This is a genomic window from Leminorella grimontii ATCC 33999 = DSM 5078, assembly GCF_000439085.1.
GTDB classification, from domain to species: Bacteria; Pseudomonadota; Gammaproteobacteria; order Enterobacterales; family Enterobacteriaceae; genus Leminorella; species Leminorella grimontii.
The window spans coordinates 54865-70344 of the sequence record NZ_AUUA01000012.1; the positions used below are offsets into that span (position 1 = coordinate 54865).

Consider the following 15480-nt stretch of genomic DNA (forward strand, 5'->3'; position numbering starts at 1 on the left):
TTGCTGAAAGGAAACCGTTATGACCCAGTACTTTGACAAGCTAGACAAGGTTCGCTACGAAGGCACCGCCGGCAAAAATCCGCTGGCCTTTCGCCACTACAACCCGGATGAGCTGATTCTGGGTAAGAGAATGGAAGACCACCTGCGCTTTGCGGCCTGCTACTGGCACACGTTCTGCTGGAACGGCGCCGACATGTTCGGTACGGGTTCATTCGACCGCCCGTGGCAGAGCAACGGCGATGCGCTGGAGCGCGCTAAGGCCAAGGCCGACGTGGCGTTTGAGTTTTTCTCAAAGCTGAACGTGCCGTTCTACTGTTTCCACGACATCGACGTGTCTCCTGAGGGCGGCTCGGTAAAAGAATATTTGAATAATCTGGCCGTCATGACCGACGTGCTGGCGAAAAAGCAGGAAGAGAGCGGCGTGCGCCTGCTGTGGGGCACCGCTAACTGCTTTACTAACCCACGCTACGCGGCGGGCGCCGCCACCAACCCGAATCCGGACGTCTTCGCCTACGCGGCCACGCAGGTGGTCAGCGCCATGAAGGCCACCCAGCGCCTGGGCGGTGAAAACTACGTGCTGTGGGGCGGTCGCGAAGGCTACGAAACCCTGCTCAACACCGACCTGCGTCAGGAGCGCGAGCAGCTGGGCCGCTTCATGCAGATGGTGGTCGAGCACAAGCACAAAATCGGCTTTAACGGCACCCTGCTTATCGAGCCCAAGCCGCAAGAGCCGACCAAGCACCAGTACGACTACGACGTCGCCACCGTATACGGCTTCCTCAAGCAGTTCGGTCTGGAAAAAGAGGTGAAGGTTAACATCGAAGCTAACCACGCCACGCTCGCCGGCCACAGCTTCCATCACGAAATCGCCTCCGCCATCGCGCTGGGCATTTTCGGCTCCGTTGACGCCAACCGCGGCGACGCGCAGCTCGGCTGGGACACCGACCAGTTCCCGAACAGCGTGGAAGAGAACGCCCTTATCATGTATGAAATCATCAAAGCGGGCGGCTTCACCACCGGCGGCCTGAACTACGACGCCAAGGTGCGCCGCCAGAGCGTCGACAAGTATGACCTGTTCTACGGCCACATCGGCGCGATGGACACCATGGCGCTGGCGCTGAAAATCGCTGCCAAGATGGTGGAAGACGGCGCGCTGGATCAGAAAATCGCCGAGCGCTACGCGGGCTGGAACGGCAAGCTTGGACAACAAATTCTGGCCGGCGAAAGCTCGCTGGAGTCGCTGGCCAAGTACGCCGAAAGCAACCAGATCCACCCGCAGCACCCGAGCGGCCAGCAGGAGCTGCTGGAGAATCTGGTGAATCGCTACATTTTTGGTTAGGTTGGTTGGGGCCCCTATGTGCCCCTTTTTTTTGGTTTGTTGAATAAGCTAAATTAGCATTTGTGTATATTCCGGCCGAAAGGACTTCATACCTATATTATCGCCGTGCTCGGCCGGAAGAGCGCCTCCTTTTAGCCTGAAGAGCGTCGGGCATAGCCTTCCTACGGGCCGTTATGAAGCCTTTCGGCTTCACCCTAGCGGGCCAGCGTAAACGCTGTTCAAACCAGCTTGCGCTGGTTTGTCGTTGGCTTACGCCAAGTCGACCCCAACGGAAGACTCTCCCTCCGATTGGCTCCTCTCATTTATTCAAAAAACCAAATGATTATTTTAAACGGCAGGCTTTGCCTGCCGCGCACCTGAACTCAATACGGGCTGCTTTCCGGCCGAGCACCATGGCGATATAGGCACAAAGTATTTACGGCCGGAATATACGCAAGAGCTAATTTAAAAAACAATATTCTGAAGGACCTACTATGTACATCGGTATCGATCTCGGCACCTCCGGCGTAAAGGTTATTCTGCTCGACGAGCATCAGCAGGTGCTTGCCACCCATACGGAGGCGCTGTCCGTTTCGCGCCCTCATCCCCTGTGGTCTGAGCAAAATCCTCAGGACTGGTGGCAGGCGACCGACCGGGCGATGCTGGCGCTGGGCGCGCAGCGTAGCCTTAAGGCGGTTAAGGCGCTGGGGCTGAGCGGGCAGATGCACGGCGCGACGCTGCTCGACCAGCATCAAAAGCCGCTCCGCCCCGCTATTTTATGGAACGACGGGCGCTGCGCCGCGCAGTGCGAAGAGCTGGAACGCCTGGTTCCCAACTCCAGGCAAATCACCGGCAACCTGATGATGCCGGGCTTTACCGCGCCGAAGCTGAAGTGGGTAGAGGAACACGAGCCGGATATCTTCCGCGCCGTCGACAAGGTGCTGCTGCCGAAGGACTACCTGCGCCTGCTCATCACCGGCGAGTTCGCCAGCGACATGTCCGATGCGGCAGGCACCCTATGGATGGACGTCGGCCAGAGGGACTGGAGCGACGCGCTGCTGAATGCCTGTGGCCTCGATCGTAAGCATATGCCGACGCTGTTTGAAGGCTCTCAGGTAACGGGCATGGTCAAAGCCGACGTTGCCGAACGCTGGGGCATCGGCCAGGTGCCGGTCGCCGGCGGCGGTGGGGACAACGCGGCAGGCGCGGTCGGCGTCGGCCTGTACAAGGCCGGGCAGGCGATGCTGTCGCTCGGTACCTCCGGCGTCTATTTTGCCGTCAGCGACGGCTTCCTGAGCAACCCGGAGAGCGCGGTTCACAGCTTCTGCCACGCCCTGCCGAACGCCTGGCACCTGATGTCGGTAATGCTCAGCGCCGCCTCCTGTCTCGACTGGGCCTGTCGGCTGACCAACACCGCCAGCGTTCCCGCCCTGCTGACGCAGGTGGAGCAGAGCAAGCCCGCCGCTACGCCGGTGTGGTTTCTGCCCTACCTTTCCGGCGAACGCACGCCGCATAACAACCCTAACGCCAAGGGCGCCTTCTGGGGTCTGACCCACGAGCACGGCCCGGCAGACTTGGGGCGAGCGGTGCTGGAGGGCGTTAGCTTTGCGCTGGCGGACGGCATGGACGTGCTGCACGCCACCGGCCTCAAGCCTGAAAGCGTGACGCTTATCGGCGGCGGCGCGCGTAGCCCCTACTGGCGGCAGATGTTGGCGGACGTCAGCGGGCAGGCGCTGGAATATCGCACCGGCGGCGATGTCGGCCCGGCGCTGGGCGCGGCCAGGCTGGCGCAGATTGCAGTTAACCCCAGCATGCCGCTGGCCGAGTTCTGCCCGCCGCTGCCGCTGGAGCAACGCCACGAACCAAACGCAACCCTTCATGAGGAATACCGGGAAAAGCGCGAGACGTTTCGCAGGCTTTACCAACAGCTGCTCCCTTTATGTAAGTAACCCCTCACCTTTCCCGGCGGCCCCCGCCGGGATAAGTTAAGTAAAATCATCAGGTAGCTGTTATTAAACCCTTTTTCGGATTCCCTTTACGTTAAACCTTCCCCTTCGCTCACTACACGTTTATCCCTACAGCAGCTATGCTTATAGCGTTTTCAACTCAACTTTCTTTAAATAAGGAGTCGCTATGCGTTTACTTCCCGTACTTTCACTGGTTTTAGGACTGTGCGCCTTTGCCGGAACGGCCAACGCCGCTGAGGCGCAGACCGCACAGCAAAATAAAATGACCGTTTGCAACAAAGAGGCGACGGACAAAGCGCTTAAGGGCGACGAGCGTAAAGCCTTTATGAGCGACTGCCTGAAGGCCAAGCCTGCCGCCGCTGAAAAAGCGATGACCCCACAGCAGCAGAAAATGGCCGACTGCAACAAGCAGGCTGGCGATAAGAGCCTGAAGGGCGACGAGCGTAAGGCCTTTATGAGCGAATGCCTGAAGGCCAAGCCCGCTGCGGCAGAAAAGGCAATGACTCCGCAGCAGCAGAAGATGGCCGACTGTAACAAGCAGGCCGGTGATAAAAACCTCAAGGGCGACGAGCGTAAAACCTTTATGGCGAGCTGCCTGAAGGGGAATGCGGCGTAGTTCTATTTCAAGCTAAATGGCTGCCTGTGGGCGGCCATTTTAAAAAGCGCCAGCGACATTACTTATTAGGAAGCATAAAGATTAATTTTTAATATCACGGCAATCTGGGGATTTTAATGCTGCTTCCCATAAATCTGGATATTTTTTACTACTGACGGTGATATTAAACGTATATCCCGCGTTAAGCGCTCGCAATGACCATCCAGGCTTGCAGAAAATAGAAGTCATCGCTTTCAATGTCTCTTTCTGTTCGGCCTTATCGCTATAAAGATTTTCCGTTCCCTGACCATCGGCCATATAGTACCTTACTTTAATTATGCTTCCTTCTCTGGATAAAGGCCCTTCCGACGGGTGCTTATCTTCATCAGCGTTATAGGCGGAAATATAGTCATCTATTAGTCTATCATTAATATCTTTATTGTTTTCAATAGCATTCATTGCCACATAGCTTTTACTATCATTTTTAGAAGGACTATTTTTATGATCCTGATAAAAAGAGTATCCAAACTTTCCTATCATATATAACCCCGCCACCAAAAATAGCACCTTTATTCCATTTGACGGTTGATTTTTATTCCCTGATGAATGCTCTGACATAATAAATCCCTTAAATCCTATAGAGTAATTTTCTTTAGGAGTATAGACAACTATCAAAACATGGAAAAGAAATAGAATTATTATTTTCATCATCCAATTTTCTTCTATTTTAAATAACAAATTACATTTTTTATTATATTTTTATTCTTAAAAAAACGCATTATTGAGAATAATAGCCCTACCAATCAGAATCACTCACCCCTATACGCCATATATCTGGAAGCCGCTTGACAGATGTCACCACATGTGTAATGTTATAACATTCCATAACAAAGAGGTCATCATGCAGGTTCTCAGCTCGCTGCGCTCGGCCAAGCTGCGCCATCCGGACTGTAAGATAGTCCGCCGTCACGGAAGAATTTTCGTTATCTGTAAATCAAATCCCCGCTTTAAGGCGGTTCAAGGGAGGAAAAAGTAGACCAGTAAACTCATTGCGTTATCCACTCCTGTGAGTGCTTACTCACATTTCGTTTTCCCGATCGTATTTATTCCAAGGCGATATTTATCCTCCTGTCCATAAAATATCGCCTTTTAATCAACAAATTGCTCATCGTTTACTCTTTCTTTTTATACGCAAGTTAGTATTTACTAACATATTTCGCTCACGATCCCTCTCTATCGCTGAATTAAACACGTTTCGTGTTTAATTGCTCCACGGTTGGCCGTCTTGTTAATCCCATTACCCCTTCTAGAATGAGGGGTAATCGCTTAATCCAAACTGTGGGAGAAACCTCACCATGCTGGCGACACTCGAAAAACAAAAACGGCACGTGAATCAGGTAGACATCTGCTTTCGCACCGTCGGCCAAGGGCCGGCGCTGCTGATGCTCCACGGCCATCCGCAAAACCACATGATGTGGCATAGGGTTGTACCGGAACTGTCCAAACGCTTTACGCTGGTCATTGCTGACCTGCGCGGCTACGGCGACAGCGATAAGCCCCGTTCGCCGGAAGGCCAAAGCGCCTATTCCAAGCGCATCATGGCGCAGGATATGTATGAGCTGATGGCGCAACTGGGCCACCCTACGTTTTCTATACTGGCGCACGACCGCGGCGCACGCGTGGCCCACCGGCTGGCGCTGGACTACGCCGACGCGGTGCAAAGCATGACGCTGCTCGACATCGCGCCAACGCTCGCCATGTACCGGCAAACCAACGAGGCCTTTGCCCGAGCCTACTGGCACTGGTTCATGCTGATAAGGCCCACGCCGTTCCCGGAAATTCTTATCGAGCACGATCCCGCGCTCTATCTGCGCAGCGTTATGGGTGCGCGCAGCGCGGGAATGGCGCCGTTTACCAAAGAAGCCTTAGCGGAATACCAGCGCTGCCTGAGCCTGCCCAATGCGGCCTACGGCATCTGCGAAGACTACCGCGCCAGCGCCGGCATCGACCTTGAGCACGACGAGCAGGACATCCGGCTCGGCAACCGCGTTAGCTGCCCGCTGATGGTGCTGTGGGGCAAAAACGGCGCTATTGAACAGTGTTTTGACCCGATCGGCGAGTGGAAGAAAGTGGCTACTCACCTGCAGGGTGAAGCGCTGCCTTGCGGCCACTACATCGCGGAAGAAGCCCCGGAGCTGCTGCTTGGCAAGGTTGTCCCCTTCTTTTCATCGGCCTGCGTCTAGGCTTTTCGGAGAACTTTCACCATGACGTTAGCAAAAACCCTTTATCGCAAGCTGATTGACTCCCACACCGTCCGCGAGCTGGACGCTCAGGGCAACGTGCTGCTGTACATCGATCGAACGGTCCTCAACGAATACACCAGCCCTCAGGCCTTCAGCGGCCTGAGGGAAAAAGGGCGCAGGGCCTGGCGGCCGGAAAGCGTGCTGCTCAACGTAGATCACGTCAACCCCACCCGCCCGGTGCGCGATGACAAAATGACCGATCCCGGCGGCCAGCTTCAGGTGGACTACTTCAGAGAGAACAGCCGCGACTTTGACATCGAGCTGTTTGACGTGCTGGACGAGCGTCAGGGCATCGAACACGTGGTCGCCCCGGAGCAGGGCTTCATTCTGCCCGGCATGGTCATCGCCGCAGGCGACAGCCACACCACTACCTACGGGGCGCTGGGCGCTTTTGGCTTCGGCATCGGCACCTCGGAAATCGAACACCTTCTCGCCACGCAAACGCTGGCGTACAAGCGCCTGAAAACCATGCGCGTCACGGTTAGCGGCCAACTTGGTCCTTGGGTCACGGCAAAAGACGTCATTATGTCGCTGATTGCCCGCATCGGCGCCGACGGCGCAACCGGCTACGCCATTGAATTTACCGGCCCGGCTATCGACGCCCTGAGCGTGGAAGGACGCATGACCATCTGCAATATGGCGGTTGAGGCGGGCGCGCGCGGCGCGTTCATGGCGCCAGACGAAAAAGTGTTTGAATATCTAAAGGATAAGCCCCGCGCCCCGAAAGGCGCGCTGTGGGAGCAGGCCATAGCCTACTGGCGCACGCTGAAAACCGATCCCGGCGCGCAGTTTGACCAAGAGATTGCGCTCGACTGTTCTCACCTTGAGCCGATGGTCACCTGGGGCATCAGCCCCGATCAGGCCAGCGGCATCGGCGGCGAGGTGCCCGATCCGATGAACGAACCCAATCAACAGAAGCGGATCGCCGACGAAAAGGCGCTGGCCTATATGGACCTGCATCCCGGCACTCGCCTGTGCGAGGTGCGCATTTCCCACGCCTTTATCGGTTCTTGCACCAACGGCCGCATTGAAGACCTTCGTCAAGCGGCGAACGTATTGAAAGGGAAGAAGATCGCCGCCCACGTGCGGGGCATGATTATTCCCGGCTCCACGCTGGTTCGCCAGCAGGCCGAGCGGGAGGGGCTGGCGCAAATCTTTATCGACGCGGGCTTTGAGTGGCGGCAGTCCGGCTGCTCCATGTGTCTGGCGATGAACGAAGACGTGCTGCAGCCCGGCGACCGCTGCGCCTCCAGCACTAACCGCAACTTTGCCGGGCGCCAGGGCGCCGGTTCAAGGACTCACCTGATGAGCCCGGCCATGGTGGCCGCTGCCGCCGTCGCGGGTCATCTGGTCGACGTCCGTTCAGTCAGCGGCCAAGGAGAATAACCATGCAAACCTTTACACAAGTGACCGGAAAAGTCGCGCCGATGCTGGACCCAAACGTCGATACCGACGTCATCATGCCCAAGCAGTTTCTTAAGGGGATCGATCGTAAAAATCTGGATCGCGGCCTGTTCTTCGACCTGCGTCTGAACGCCGACGGCACGCCCAACCCGGACTTCATCCTCAACCGCCCGCAGTGGAAAGGCAGCGCCTTTATGGTGGTCGGCCCTAACTTCGGCTGCGGCTCCAGCCGCGAGCACGCCGTCTGGGGCCTACAGCAGACCGGCATACGCGCGCTTATCGGCACCTCGTTCGCCGGCATTTTTGGCGATAACTGCCAGCGTAACGGCATCCTGCTTATCCGCCTGACGCCTGCGGCGCTCGCCCAAGTGGCCGATGCGGCGCAGGATCCAAAAAGAAATGAAATCACCGTCGACCTGCCGGGCAAGGCCATCGTGCTTAAGGGCGGAGAGGTTATTCCCTTTGAGATAGACAGCCGCAATCAGGAAGCGCTGATCAAAGGGCTGGACGCCATCGGCGTGACGCTGGAATACCAGCAGGAAATCCGCGACTTTGAGGCAGGCTACCGTCAGCGCTGCCCGTGGGTGGTGATATCGCGTTAAGCTAACGTGAGGAACTGAGAAAGCGCCCTCGCCCTGCCCGCCGTCCCCCGACGCGAGCGGGGCTTTTTTCAGGCCAGAGAGGAAAAATAGTTCTCAAGAAACTCGACGCACACCTTCAGCTTGGCCGAGTCGGACAGCCGCTGCGGGTAGACGGCCCAAATGTCCGCCGGCTGAGAATATTCCGGCAGCACCTGCACCAGCCGCCCTTCGTCCAGATAGGGCTTTACGTCCCACAGAGAACGCAAAAAGATGCCGTGCCCGTCCAACCCCCAGCGCAGCACCATCGCACCACTGTTGGATGAGAGCCGCCCGTCGATGCGGGCGACGTACTCACGCTCGTCCCCCTGCCTATTCAGCCGCCAGCTGCCAAAGGGCGTATCGCGCTCGCGCAGCGCCAGGCAGTCGTGAGAAGCCAGGTCCTCGAGAGTTTGCGGCGCGCCGCGAGCGGCAAGATATTCCTTCGACGCACACAGCACGCGCGCGTTGCCCATCAGCTTTCTGGCCAGATACTGGTTGGGCAGGTCGCTGCCGACGCGAATTTCCAAGTCAAACCCTTCCGCAATCAGGTCGGTAGCGCGATCGGAGGTCACGACCTGGATCGCCAGATTAGGATACCGCTTGCCAAGCTGGGATACCGCAGGCGCAACGTGGTTGCGGCCAAAGCCGAAGGAACAGACAATGCGCAGCGTCCCCTGCGGCTCCCGCCGCGCTTCGGTGACGTCGCTGAGAAAGTCGTCCAGATCGTTTAGGATCCGCTGCGCCCACAGGCGGGCCTTCTCGCCCTCTTCCGTCAGCACGATGCTGCGGGTCGTACGGTGAAACAGCCTGACGTTAAGCGAACTCTCCAGAATGCTCATCCGCTTGCTAACGTAGGCGGGGGAAACGCCAAGCTCGGCCGCGGCGCGAGCGAAGTTCTGCCTGCGGACCACCGTTAAAAAGACGCGAAGATCCTCATTTAGCGGCAGCGAAGGTCGGACTATGTTCATTGAGGTCATTCCTGCTTCCGGCGCTCTTACCCTCGCCGGCGACAAAGGGCGAGACACAACGCATTGTAAAAATAGAAGAATTCCAATCTGGTTTTATTTTTTATTTAAAAACTGCGGACAACGTAACAATAAAACTGGCTAAAAGCGCAGATATCCCGATAACTCACTATATTTCGCTTCCCGCACCGATGCGGCAGGCGAAACGATTCAATCCGTGATAGATTTCACACTAACGAATGATAAATTCAGTCAATTCCATGACCTGACAAGCATACCTTCAATGTATTATTCGTGAAGCGATTCAACTCACAGGCTTCACTACCGACAGAAAAACAGCACTATATTTCAGGATCGTTCCATAATGACATTTTATTGGGCTGCCCAAATCGTAGGCGGCATTGCCTTTCTTGTAGGCATTACCATGTTCTTCAACCGCAACGAGCGCGGCTTTAAGTTTCAACTCGCCGGTTACTCAACCATCATGTGCGTTCACTTCTTTATGCTGGGCGCTAACGCGGCGGGCATGAGCGTACTGCTTAGCGCCATTCGCACCATCGTGTCCATCTGGTGGCGCAACGTCTGGATCATGGTGATATTCATCATTCTGCCGCTGATTTTCGCTACCATGAGGATCAAGCACCCGGTCGAAATCCTGCCGATTGCGGGCGCTATCGTCAGCACCTGGGCGATGTTTCGCACCAGTGGCCTGAAGATGCGCAGCCTGATGTGGTGCTCCACCGCCTGCTGGGTTATCCACAACGTTTGGGCCCACTCCATCGGCGGCACGCTCATCGAATCGAGCTTTTTAGTGATGAACGGCTTTAACATCATTCGTTTCTACCGCATGCAGAAGCGCGGGATTGACCCGTTTGCGGTGGAAAGCCGGGTTGTTAAAGAGAAAGAGCAGAGTGAAGAGGCTGATACAGTGGAATTGAAAAAACCAGAGCGTGCGGAATAGGGTAAAAAATGAAACAGAGGCCGCAGTCGCGGCCTCTCAGACTGCTGACAAACCGACCTAATAAGCTTCAGAGGATATTCCGGCCGAAAATACAACCTACTTATATCACCACTGTGCTCGGCCGGAAGAGCGCCTGTATTAGCTTTGGGAGCGCGGCGGGCCTAGCCCTCCTACGGGCCGTTATGAAGCCTTTCGGCTTCACCCTGGCGGGCCAGCGTAAACGCTGTTCAAACCAGCTTGCGCTGGTTTGTCGTTGGCTTACGCCAAGTCGACCCCAACGGAGGCCTCTCCCGCCGTTTGATCCCGTAGGTTTTTCCAAAACCTTTGTCAACAATCTCAGAGGTCGCAGTCGCGGCCTCTTTCTTTACGACCTCAGTCCGAAAACAGCCCCTTGTCCCGCAGAATATGGTCGTTTCCCCTACGGCGGGTAAAGCCGCTGCGGTCAAAGAACTCCAGTACCTGAATCGCCAGCTTGCGCCCGACGCCCAAGCGATCGCGGAAGTCGGCGGCGCTGGTGCTACCCTGAACGTCGTGCATCTCGCGAATGAGGTCGGCAAACTGACGCACGCGTTGGCTCAGGTAGTAGCGGTCGCGCACGATGGCGGTCACAAAGCCGAGCTGTGCCGCCTTGCGCAGCACCGCGCGCGTTTCTTGTTCATCCAGCCCAAGCGCGTTGGCCAAGTCTCTGACCCAGCAGGGGTCATCGCCAAACTGTTCCTCAAGCCGCTGCCACACGGCCTGCTCTTGCGGCGTGAAGGCCAGACGAAACTCCGGCAGGTGAAGCCAACCGCGGCTGTTGCTAATCTTCCCCGCTGACAGCAGATCGTCGATTAAAGAGAACGCCAGCGCCTCGGGCTCGGCGGACAATGCCATGCGCTTGAGCCGCGCGCGCCCGACGCCTATCTGGTCAAGATGCTGTTCGTGAAATGCCTTCATCGTTTCCACCAGCCGCAGTTGGAAGCGTTCGACGTTCTCCTGCGACAGCGCCGCATCGCCGACCGTTTTACAGCCGACGCGGGCCAGCAGCGCGCTCATACCCTCCTGCGTCAGTTGGCGCGCCCAGGCGAACTCGCTGACGGACAGGCTGCCTTCCTGAAGGCGCAGGCGGAGAATCGCTTCGTCATCGGCTGCCTGGCTCAAGGCCTCAAGCGCAGCCAAATACGCTGGTTGGCGCTTGCCGCGCCGGGGTGGGTTCAGCAGCAGCACGCGAGCGCCCGCCAGCGTCTCTCTGGCGCTGACGTCGCGCACGATCAGGCGATCGTTTTCGGCAAGCAAAAGAGGCTCATCCAACACCAGCTCCACCAGCCGTTCGCTGCCTACTGTCGCCGGTTCATCCTGCAGCAGAGAAACCCGGCCGGTAATGTGGCTGACCGCATGATGCAGGTGCACCGGCTGCCAGTGGCGAACGGGCTTGTCGCTGTGAAGCAGCGCCAGCACGCGGTCGGACGACGCGGGCGGCGCCTGCTCAAGCAGCCAGTCTCCGCGGCTGACGTCCTGCTTGCCCAGATCGCCGGTAATGTTCAGGGCGATGCGCTCGCCGGACTGCGCGCATTCAACGGCGCGATTTTGCGCGTGCATGCTTCTAACGCGCACCGGCTTATCCGTGCCGGTCAGCCAAAGCGTATCGCCAACGCTCACCCGGCCGCTGAACGCGGTACCGGTCACCACCAGGCCGCTGCCCTTAAGGGTAAAGACGCGATCGATAGCCAGACGGAACCGATGGGAATTCAGCGACGCCTCTTCCCCTTCGGCCAGATACAGCGCCAGCAGGTGCTCACGCAGCGAATCGACGCCAACGCCCTGTTGGGCGGAGGTAACAAATATCGGGCTATCTTGCCACCCCTGTGCGCTCAGCTCGTCATCAACCTGAACCTTAACCTCTTCCAGCCGCTCGGGAGCCACCCTGTCAGCCTTGGTTAAGGCAACGGTAATCGAAGGGATCGCCAGCAGGCGCAGGATCGCCAGATGTTCGCGGGTTTGCGCCATGATGCCGTCGTCACAGGCCACCACCAGCAGCGCGTGCTGCACGCCGGCGACCCCCGCCAGCATGTTGGATAAAAACTTTTCGTGCCCCGGTACGTCGATAAAACCCAGCATTCGCTCTTCCGACAGCGGCAGGTAGGCATAGCCCAGGTCGATGGTCATTCCCCGGCGCTTCTCTTCCGGCAGGCGGTCGGTACTGCCCGCGCCGGTCAGCGCCTGTAGCAGAGTGGACTTGCCGTGGTCGACGTGCCCGGCGGTCGCAATAATCATAACGCCAGCACCTCCAGCAGAGCGTCCTCATCCTCTAAACAGCGCAGGTCGAGCCACAGCTTGCCCTCCTGTAGGCGACCGATGACCGGCACCGGCAGCGCGCGCCAGCCTTCGGCCAGCGCTTCCAGCGTTCTTCCTCGCCCATCTTTTGGCGCAAACGTCAGGGCGTAGCTCGGCAGCCGGTCGACGGGCAGAGAGCCGCTGCCGATTTGCGACAGGCAGGGCTCGGCGCTGACGAAAAAACGCTCGCCGTAGTATTGACGCAGCGGCGTCAGCAGTTGGGCCGCCATCGACCTCATTTCATCCGCGTCGCGGGTCAACAGACGTAGGGTCGGCAGCGAATAGGCCAAGCGATCGGGCTGTTGATACAGGCGAAGCGTCGCCTCCAGCGCCGCCAACGTTAGCTTACCGGCCCGCAGCGCGCGTTTGAGCGGGTGCCGCTGGATTTTCTCAATCCACGCTTTGGAGCCGAGAATAATGCCCGCCTGCGGGCCGCCCAACAGCTTATCGCCGGAGAAGGTCACCAGATCCACCCCGGCGGCGATCAGGTCCTGCGGCATCGGCTCCGCCGGCAGGCCGTACTGCTGTAAATCAATCAGGGAACCGCTGCCGAGGTCCGTCGCGACCGGCAGACCAAGCTCGCGCCCCAGCGCGACCAGGTCCTCTTCGTCGACCGAGGCGGTAAAGCCCTCAATGTGGTAGTTGCTGGTGTGCACCTTCATCAACAGGCCGGTGTGCTCGTTGGCCGCTTCGCGGTAGTCGCGCAGGTGGGTGCGGTTGGTGGTACCCACTTCCACCAGCCGACAGCCGGCCTGGCGCATCACGTCCGGCACGCGAAACGCGCCGCCGATCTCCACCAGCTCGCCGCGAGAAACGACAACGTCGCGGTCGGCCGCCACGGTCGCCAGCATCAGCATTACCGCCGCCGCATTGTTGTTGACGATGCAGGCAGCCTCTGCGCCGGTCAGCTCGCTTAACAAGTAGGAAATAACGCTGTCGCGATGGCCGCGCCCCGCGCCGTCCAGATCGTATTCCAGCGTCACTGCCTGACGCATGACGTTCGCCACCTCGTCGATGGCCTCTTCCGCCAGCAGCGCACGGCCAAGGTTGGTGTGCAGCACAGTGCCGCTTAGGTTAAACACCGGCTGAAGGCCCGGCTTTTGCTTTTGCGTTAAATAGGCGCGCGCTTCGTCGGCCCACGCCCAGTCCTGAACCCAGCCCGGCAGCCTGTCGCGATGGCGAATTTCGTCGCGCGCCTGTTCCTGAAGGTAGCGCAGCGTTTCAACGACCAGGTGCTGGCCGTACTCGCTAATCAGCCGCTCCATTTCAGGCTCGTTAAGCAGGCGATCGACGGAGGGCAGTTGGCTGAACAAGGACGGGTTTTGGCTATTCATGGCGGCAGTCCGTTAGGTATTGATGGCGTTACTATATCGGCTGACGGGGGGAAGGTGAAGCATAGAGCGCGTGTACTTTAATTGGCGCGTATTTGTTACTGGTTCATCAGAACCCGTCCAGCAAAAAATCAGAGCCTGTACATCAAATAGACAGGAGTATGCCTTGCTGTTGCAGTTGTTGCGAGAAACCCGATATTGTATTTAAAACGTCCTGTCACCGTCAGATAACAGACCCTGTTCGTCAGTGATGCGATTGAGTTCCTGCAAAGCCGCTTGATTTTCCCGCTCCAATTTTTCAGTTTCTGAGGTATAGGTTTCATGCTCCAGAGCTTTTGCCAACACGACTGAAACCTTACGAATAACCTCTTCCAATTCATCATATTCAAACTGTTCAGAGAAGACTCTCGTCGGATAAGTTGCTAAATCAAGGAGAGCGCCATTATTTTCTCTGAACCGCCACAGAATAACCCCTTTAGTGTCCGTTAACCGATATGAATAGACGTCGAAATAGTCAGTCCACGTCCCCAGATTGACGGCATAATGACGAGCTAAATCATATCGTTCGTTATCCGTGGCGAGGTCTTTCTCTAACAGTTCGAATAGGGTCGTTTCATCGCTAGTTAAATAGCGTTCGTCTAACCTGTTTTTATTCAGAATCTCTGTAAGCCCGCCGATTAAGTAGCCGTCGATATATATCGTATCGTAGAGGCTTCCCAAGAAATGGCCGTTAATCCAAAGGCGCACACAACCAATAGCGTTACATGAATTTTGTATAGCGTATTCAACGGCAAAGGACGATTTATTTCCCAGCGTTTGCATCTTAAAACCCCAATTCTCTGTTCCCTTGCAGTTGGCTACCTTTTGACTAAAACGTCTGTGATATGGAAAATTCACGCTACATCTGAGGGTCGATAATATCGACCAGCTTCATCACAACGTCATCAATAAGGTAGGATTCTGCCTTGGTATAAAACTGGGCCTTTCTTTCTTTTAAATCCAACGCCCTAACCTGATGGCATAAAACAACGCCTTGAACTTCACCATTTTCCGTGCCGTCCGCCGTGACCGCCACCGTTACGCCCGCAGAGCGGGCGCCAGCGGCAACCGTCGATATCGGGCAGCAAAGGCTTACGCCCATAGCGGCGTTGAGCGCAGCTTCCGTCACGATGAGGAAATAATGAGGACCTCTTAATTCACGGCCGCTTGTCGGATCCGGATTAATTAACCAGATTTCGCCTTTCGCTGGAACTGAACGCTTTGCCATCAATAGACTTCCTTACCTACGGCGGTCAGGTTATTAATATCGTCCACAGAGCGATTTAACTGCTCCAGTTCAGCGGCGTCGATTTCGGCAAGAAGCTGACTTACCGATTTGCGCCCGCGAGGAATTCTCTTGGTCGGAACCACACTAATGCCCTCTTTTTCTATCGTAACGTTGACTTCGGTCCCCACTGACCAGCCCGTTTTAGCAATCACGTCGCTTGGAATAGTCAGTATGACGGCACCACCCTGCTGGCGAAGGCGAGTTATAGCCATTCTTTCTTCTCCTTGTTTAACCCTATAGGCAGAGCTTCTATCACAAACTCTACGTTCATCATCTCTCACACTATAGAACAAAGTAGCACCTCATCATCATAATGTCACACATTATCACACATGGTCGTGATAGGTTGCTTATGCAAGGATAGAGCCCAAGGAAA

At 56.8% G+C, this 15480-nt stretch carries 15 protein-coding genes and 1 pseudogene; 9 read left to right on the forward strand and 7 right to left on the reverse strand.

All coding sequences use genetic code 11. The features are described 5' to 3' along the window. The first annotated feature begins 19 nt into the window (after nucleotides 1-19). From xylA to G544_RS22745, 4 genes and pseudogenes are all read left to right on the forward strand, one after another. Nucleotides 20-1339, forward strand: coding sequence for a xylose isomerase (xylA, locus tag G544_RS0113470; protein ID WP_027275095.1), 1320 nt, complete (start codon nucleotides 20-22; stop codon nucleotides 1337-1339). Nucleotides 1340-1812: 473 nt separating this feature from the next. Then, a complete protein-coding gene (gene xylB, locus G544_RS0113475; RefSeq protein WP_027275096.1) occupies nucleotides 1813-3267 on the forward strand; it encodes a xylulokinase in 1455 nt (484 codons plus the stop codon). A gap of 184 nt (nucleotides 3268-3451) precedes the next feature. Continuing rightward, nucleotides 3452-3616: pseudogene (locus G544_RS22740) on the forward strand (PsiF family protein); the annotation flags it as partial. Continuing rightward, nucleotides 3611-3901, forward strand: a complete 291-nt coding sequence (locus G544_RS22745) for a PsiF family protein (RefSeq protein ID WP_373876173.1) — start codon at nucleotides 3611-3613, stop codon at nucleotides 3899-3901. The pseudogene G544_RS22740 and the gene G544_RS22745, both read left to right, overlap by 6 nt. Before the next feature lie 81 nt (nucleotides 3902-3982). On the opposite strand, the gene G544_RS0113485 is transcribed toward G544_RS22745, so the two are convergent. Beyond that, complete coding sequence (locus tag G544_RS0113485) at nucleotides 3983-4591, reverse strand: hypothetical protein (protein WP_027275098.1); 609 nt, start codon at nucleotides 4589-4591, stop codon at nucleotides 3983-3985. 190 nt (nucleotides 4592-4781) lie between these two features. Here G544_RS0113485 and ykgO point away from each other — a divergent pair, with 190 nt between their 5' ends. From ykgO to leuD, 4 genes are all read left to right on the forward strand, one after another. Then, nucleotides 4782-4916 carry a type B 50S ribosomal protein L36 gene (gene ykgO, locus G544_RS0113490; RefSeq protein WP_027275099.1) on the forward strand — a complete coding sequence of 45 codons (135 nt, stop codon included), beginning with the start codon at nucleotides 4782-4784 and terminating at the stop codon, nucleotides 4914-4916. Nucleotides 4917-5235: 319 nt separating this feature from the next. Beyond that, nucleotides 5236-6123: an alpha/beta fold hydrolase gene (locus G544_RS0113495; RefSeq protein ID WP_027275100.1), complete on the forward strand. Its 888-nt coding sequence runs from the start codon at nucleotides 5236-5238 to the stop codon at nucleotides 6121-6123. A gap of 21 nt (nucleotides 6124-6144) precedes the next feature. After that, complete coding sequence (gene leuC / locus G544_RS0113500) at nucleotides 6145-7569, forward strand: 3-isopropylmalate dehydratase large subunit (protein WP_027275101.1); 1425 nt, start codon at nucleotides 6145-6147, stop codon at nucleotides 7567-7569. A gap of 2 nt (nucleotides 7570-7571) precedes the next feature. After that, nucleotides 7572-8189 (forward strand): 3-isopropylmalate dehydratase small subunit, encoded by a 618-nt coding sequence (leuD, locus tag G544_RS20585; RefSeq protein ID WP_036024108.1) that lies wholly within the window; start codon nucleotides 7572-7574, stop codon nucleotides 8187-8189. Nucleotides 8190-8257: 68 nt separating this feature from the next. Here the strand turns inward: leuD and G544_RS0113510 are convergent, their stop codons facing one another. Then, on the reverse strand, nucleotides 8258-9175 hold the full coding sequence (locus tag G544_RS0113510) for a LysR substrate-binding domain-containing protein (RefSeq protein WP_027275102.1): 918 nt from the start codon (nucleotides 9173-9175) through the stop codon (nucleotides 8258-8260). A 361-nt stretch (nucleotides 9176-9536) separates the two neighbouring features. Between G544_RS0113510 and G544_RS0113515 the strand changes: the two genes are divergently transcribed. After that, nucleotides 9537-10133, forward strand: a complete 597-nt coding sequence (locus tag G544_RS0113515) for a YgjV family protein (protein ID WP_027275103.1) — start codon at nucleotides 9537-9539, stop codon at nucleotides 10131-10133. A 372-nt stretch (nucleotides 10134-10505) separates the two neighbouring features. Here G544_RS0113515 and selB read toward each other — a convergent pair whose 3' ends face one another. The 5 genes from selB to G544_RS0113545 all read right to left on the reverse strand — a co-directional run bounded on the left by selB (nucleotide 10506) and on the right by G544_RS0113545 (nucleotide 15316). Further along, nucleotides 10506-12386: a selenocysteine-specific translation elongation factor gene (selB, locus tag G544_RS0113520; protein ID WP_027275104.1), complete on the reverse strand. Its 1881-nt coding sequence runs from the start codon at nucleotides 12384-12386 to the stop codon at nucleotides 10506-10508. Next, the gene (selA, locus tag G544_RS0113525; RefSeq protein ID WP_027275105.1) at nucleotides 12383-13780 is read right to left on the reverse strand and encodes an L-seryl-tRNA(Sec) selenium transferase; all 1398 of its coding nucleotides are present in this window, start codon (nucleotides 13778-13780) and stop codon (nucleotides 12383-12385) included. Before selA ends, selB begins: the two co-directional genes overlap by 4 nt. 201 nt (nucleotides 13781-13981) lie before the next feature. Then, nucleotides 13982-14599, reverse strand: coding sequence for a type II toxin-antitoxin system CcdA family antitoxin (locus G544_RS22000; protein ID WP_081650795.1), 618 nt, complete (start codon nucleotides 14597-14599; stop codon nucleotides 13982-13984). A gap of 76 nt (nucleotides 14600-14675) precedes the next feature. Then, nucleotides 14676-15044 (reverse strand): type II toxin-antitoxin system PemK/MazF family toxin, encoded by a 369-nt coding sequence (locus tag G544_RS0113540; protein WP_027275106.1) that lies wholly within the window; start codon nucleotides 15042-15044, stop codon nucleotides 14676-14678. After that, a complete protein-coding gene (locus G544_RS0113545) occupies nucleotides 15044-15316 on the reverse strand; it encodes an AbrB/MazE/SpoVT family DNA-binding domain-containing protein (protein ID WP_027275107.1) in 273 nt (90 codons plus the stop codon). Before G544_RS0113545 ends, G544_RS0113540 begins: the two co-directional genes overlap by 1 nt. Nucleotides 15317-15480 lie beyond the last annotated feature (164 nt).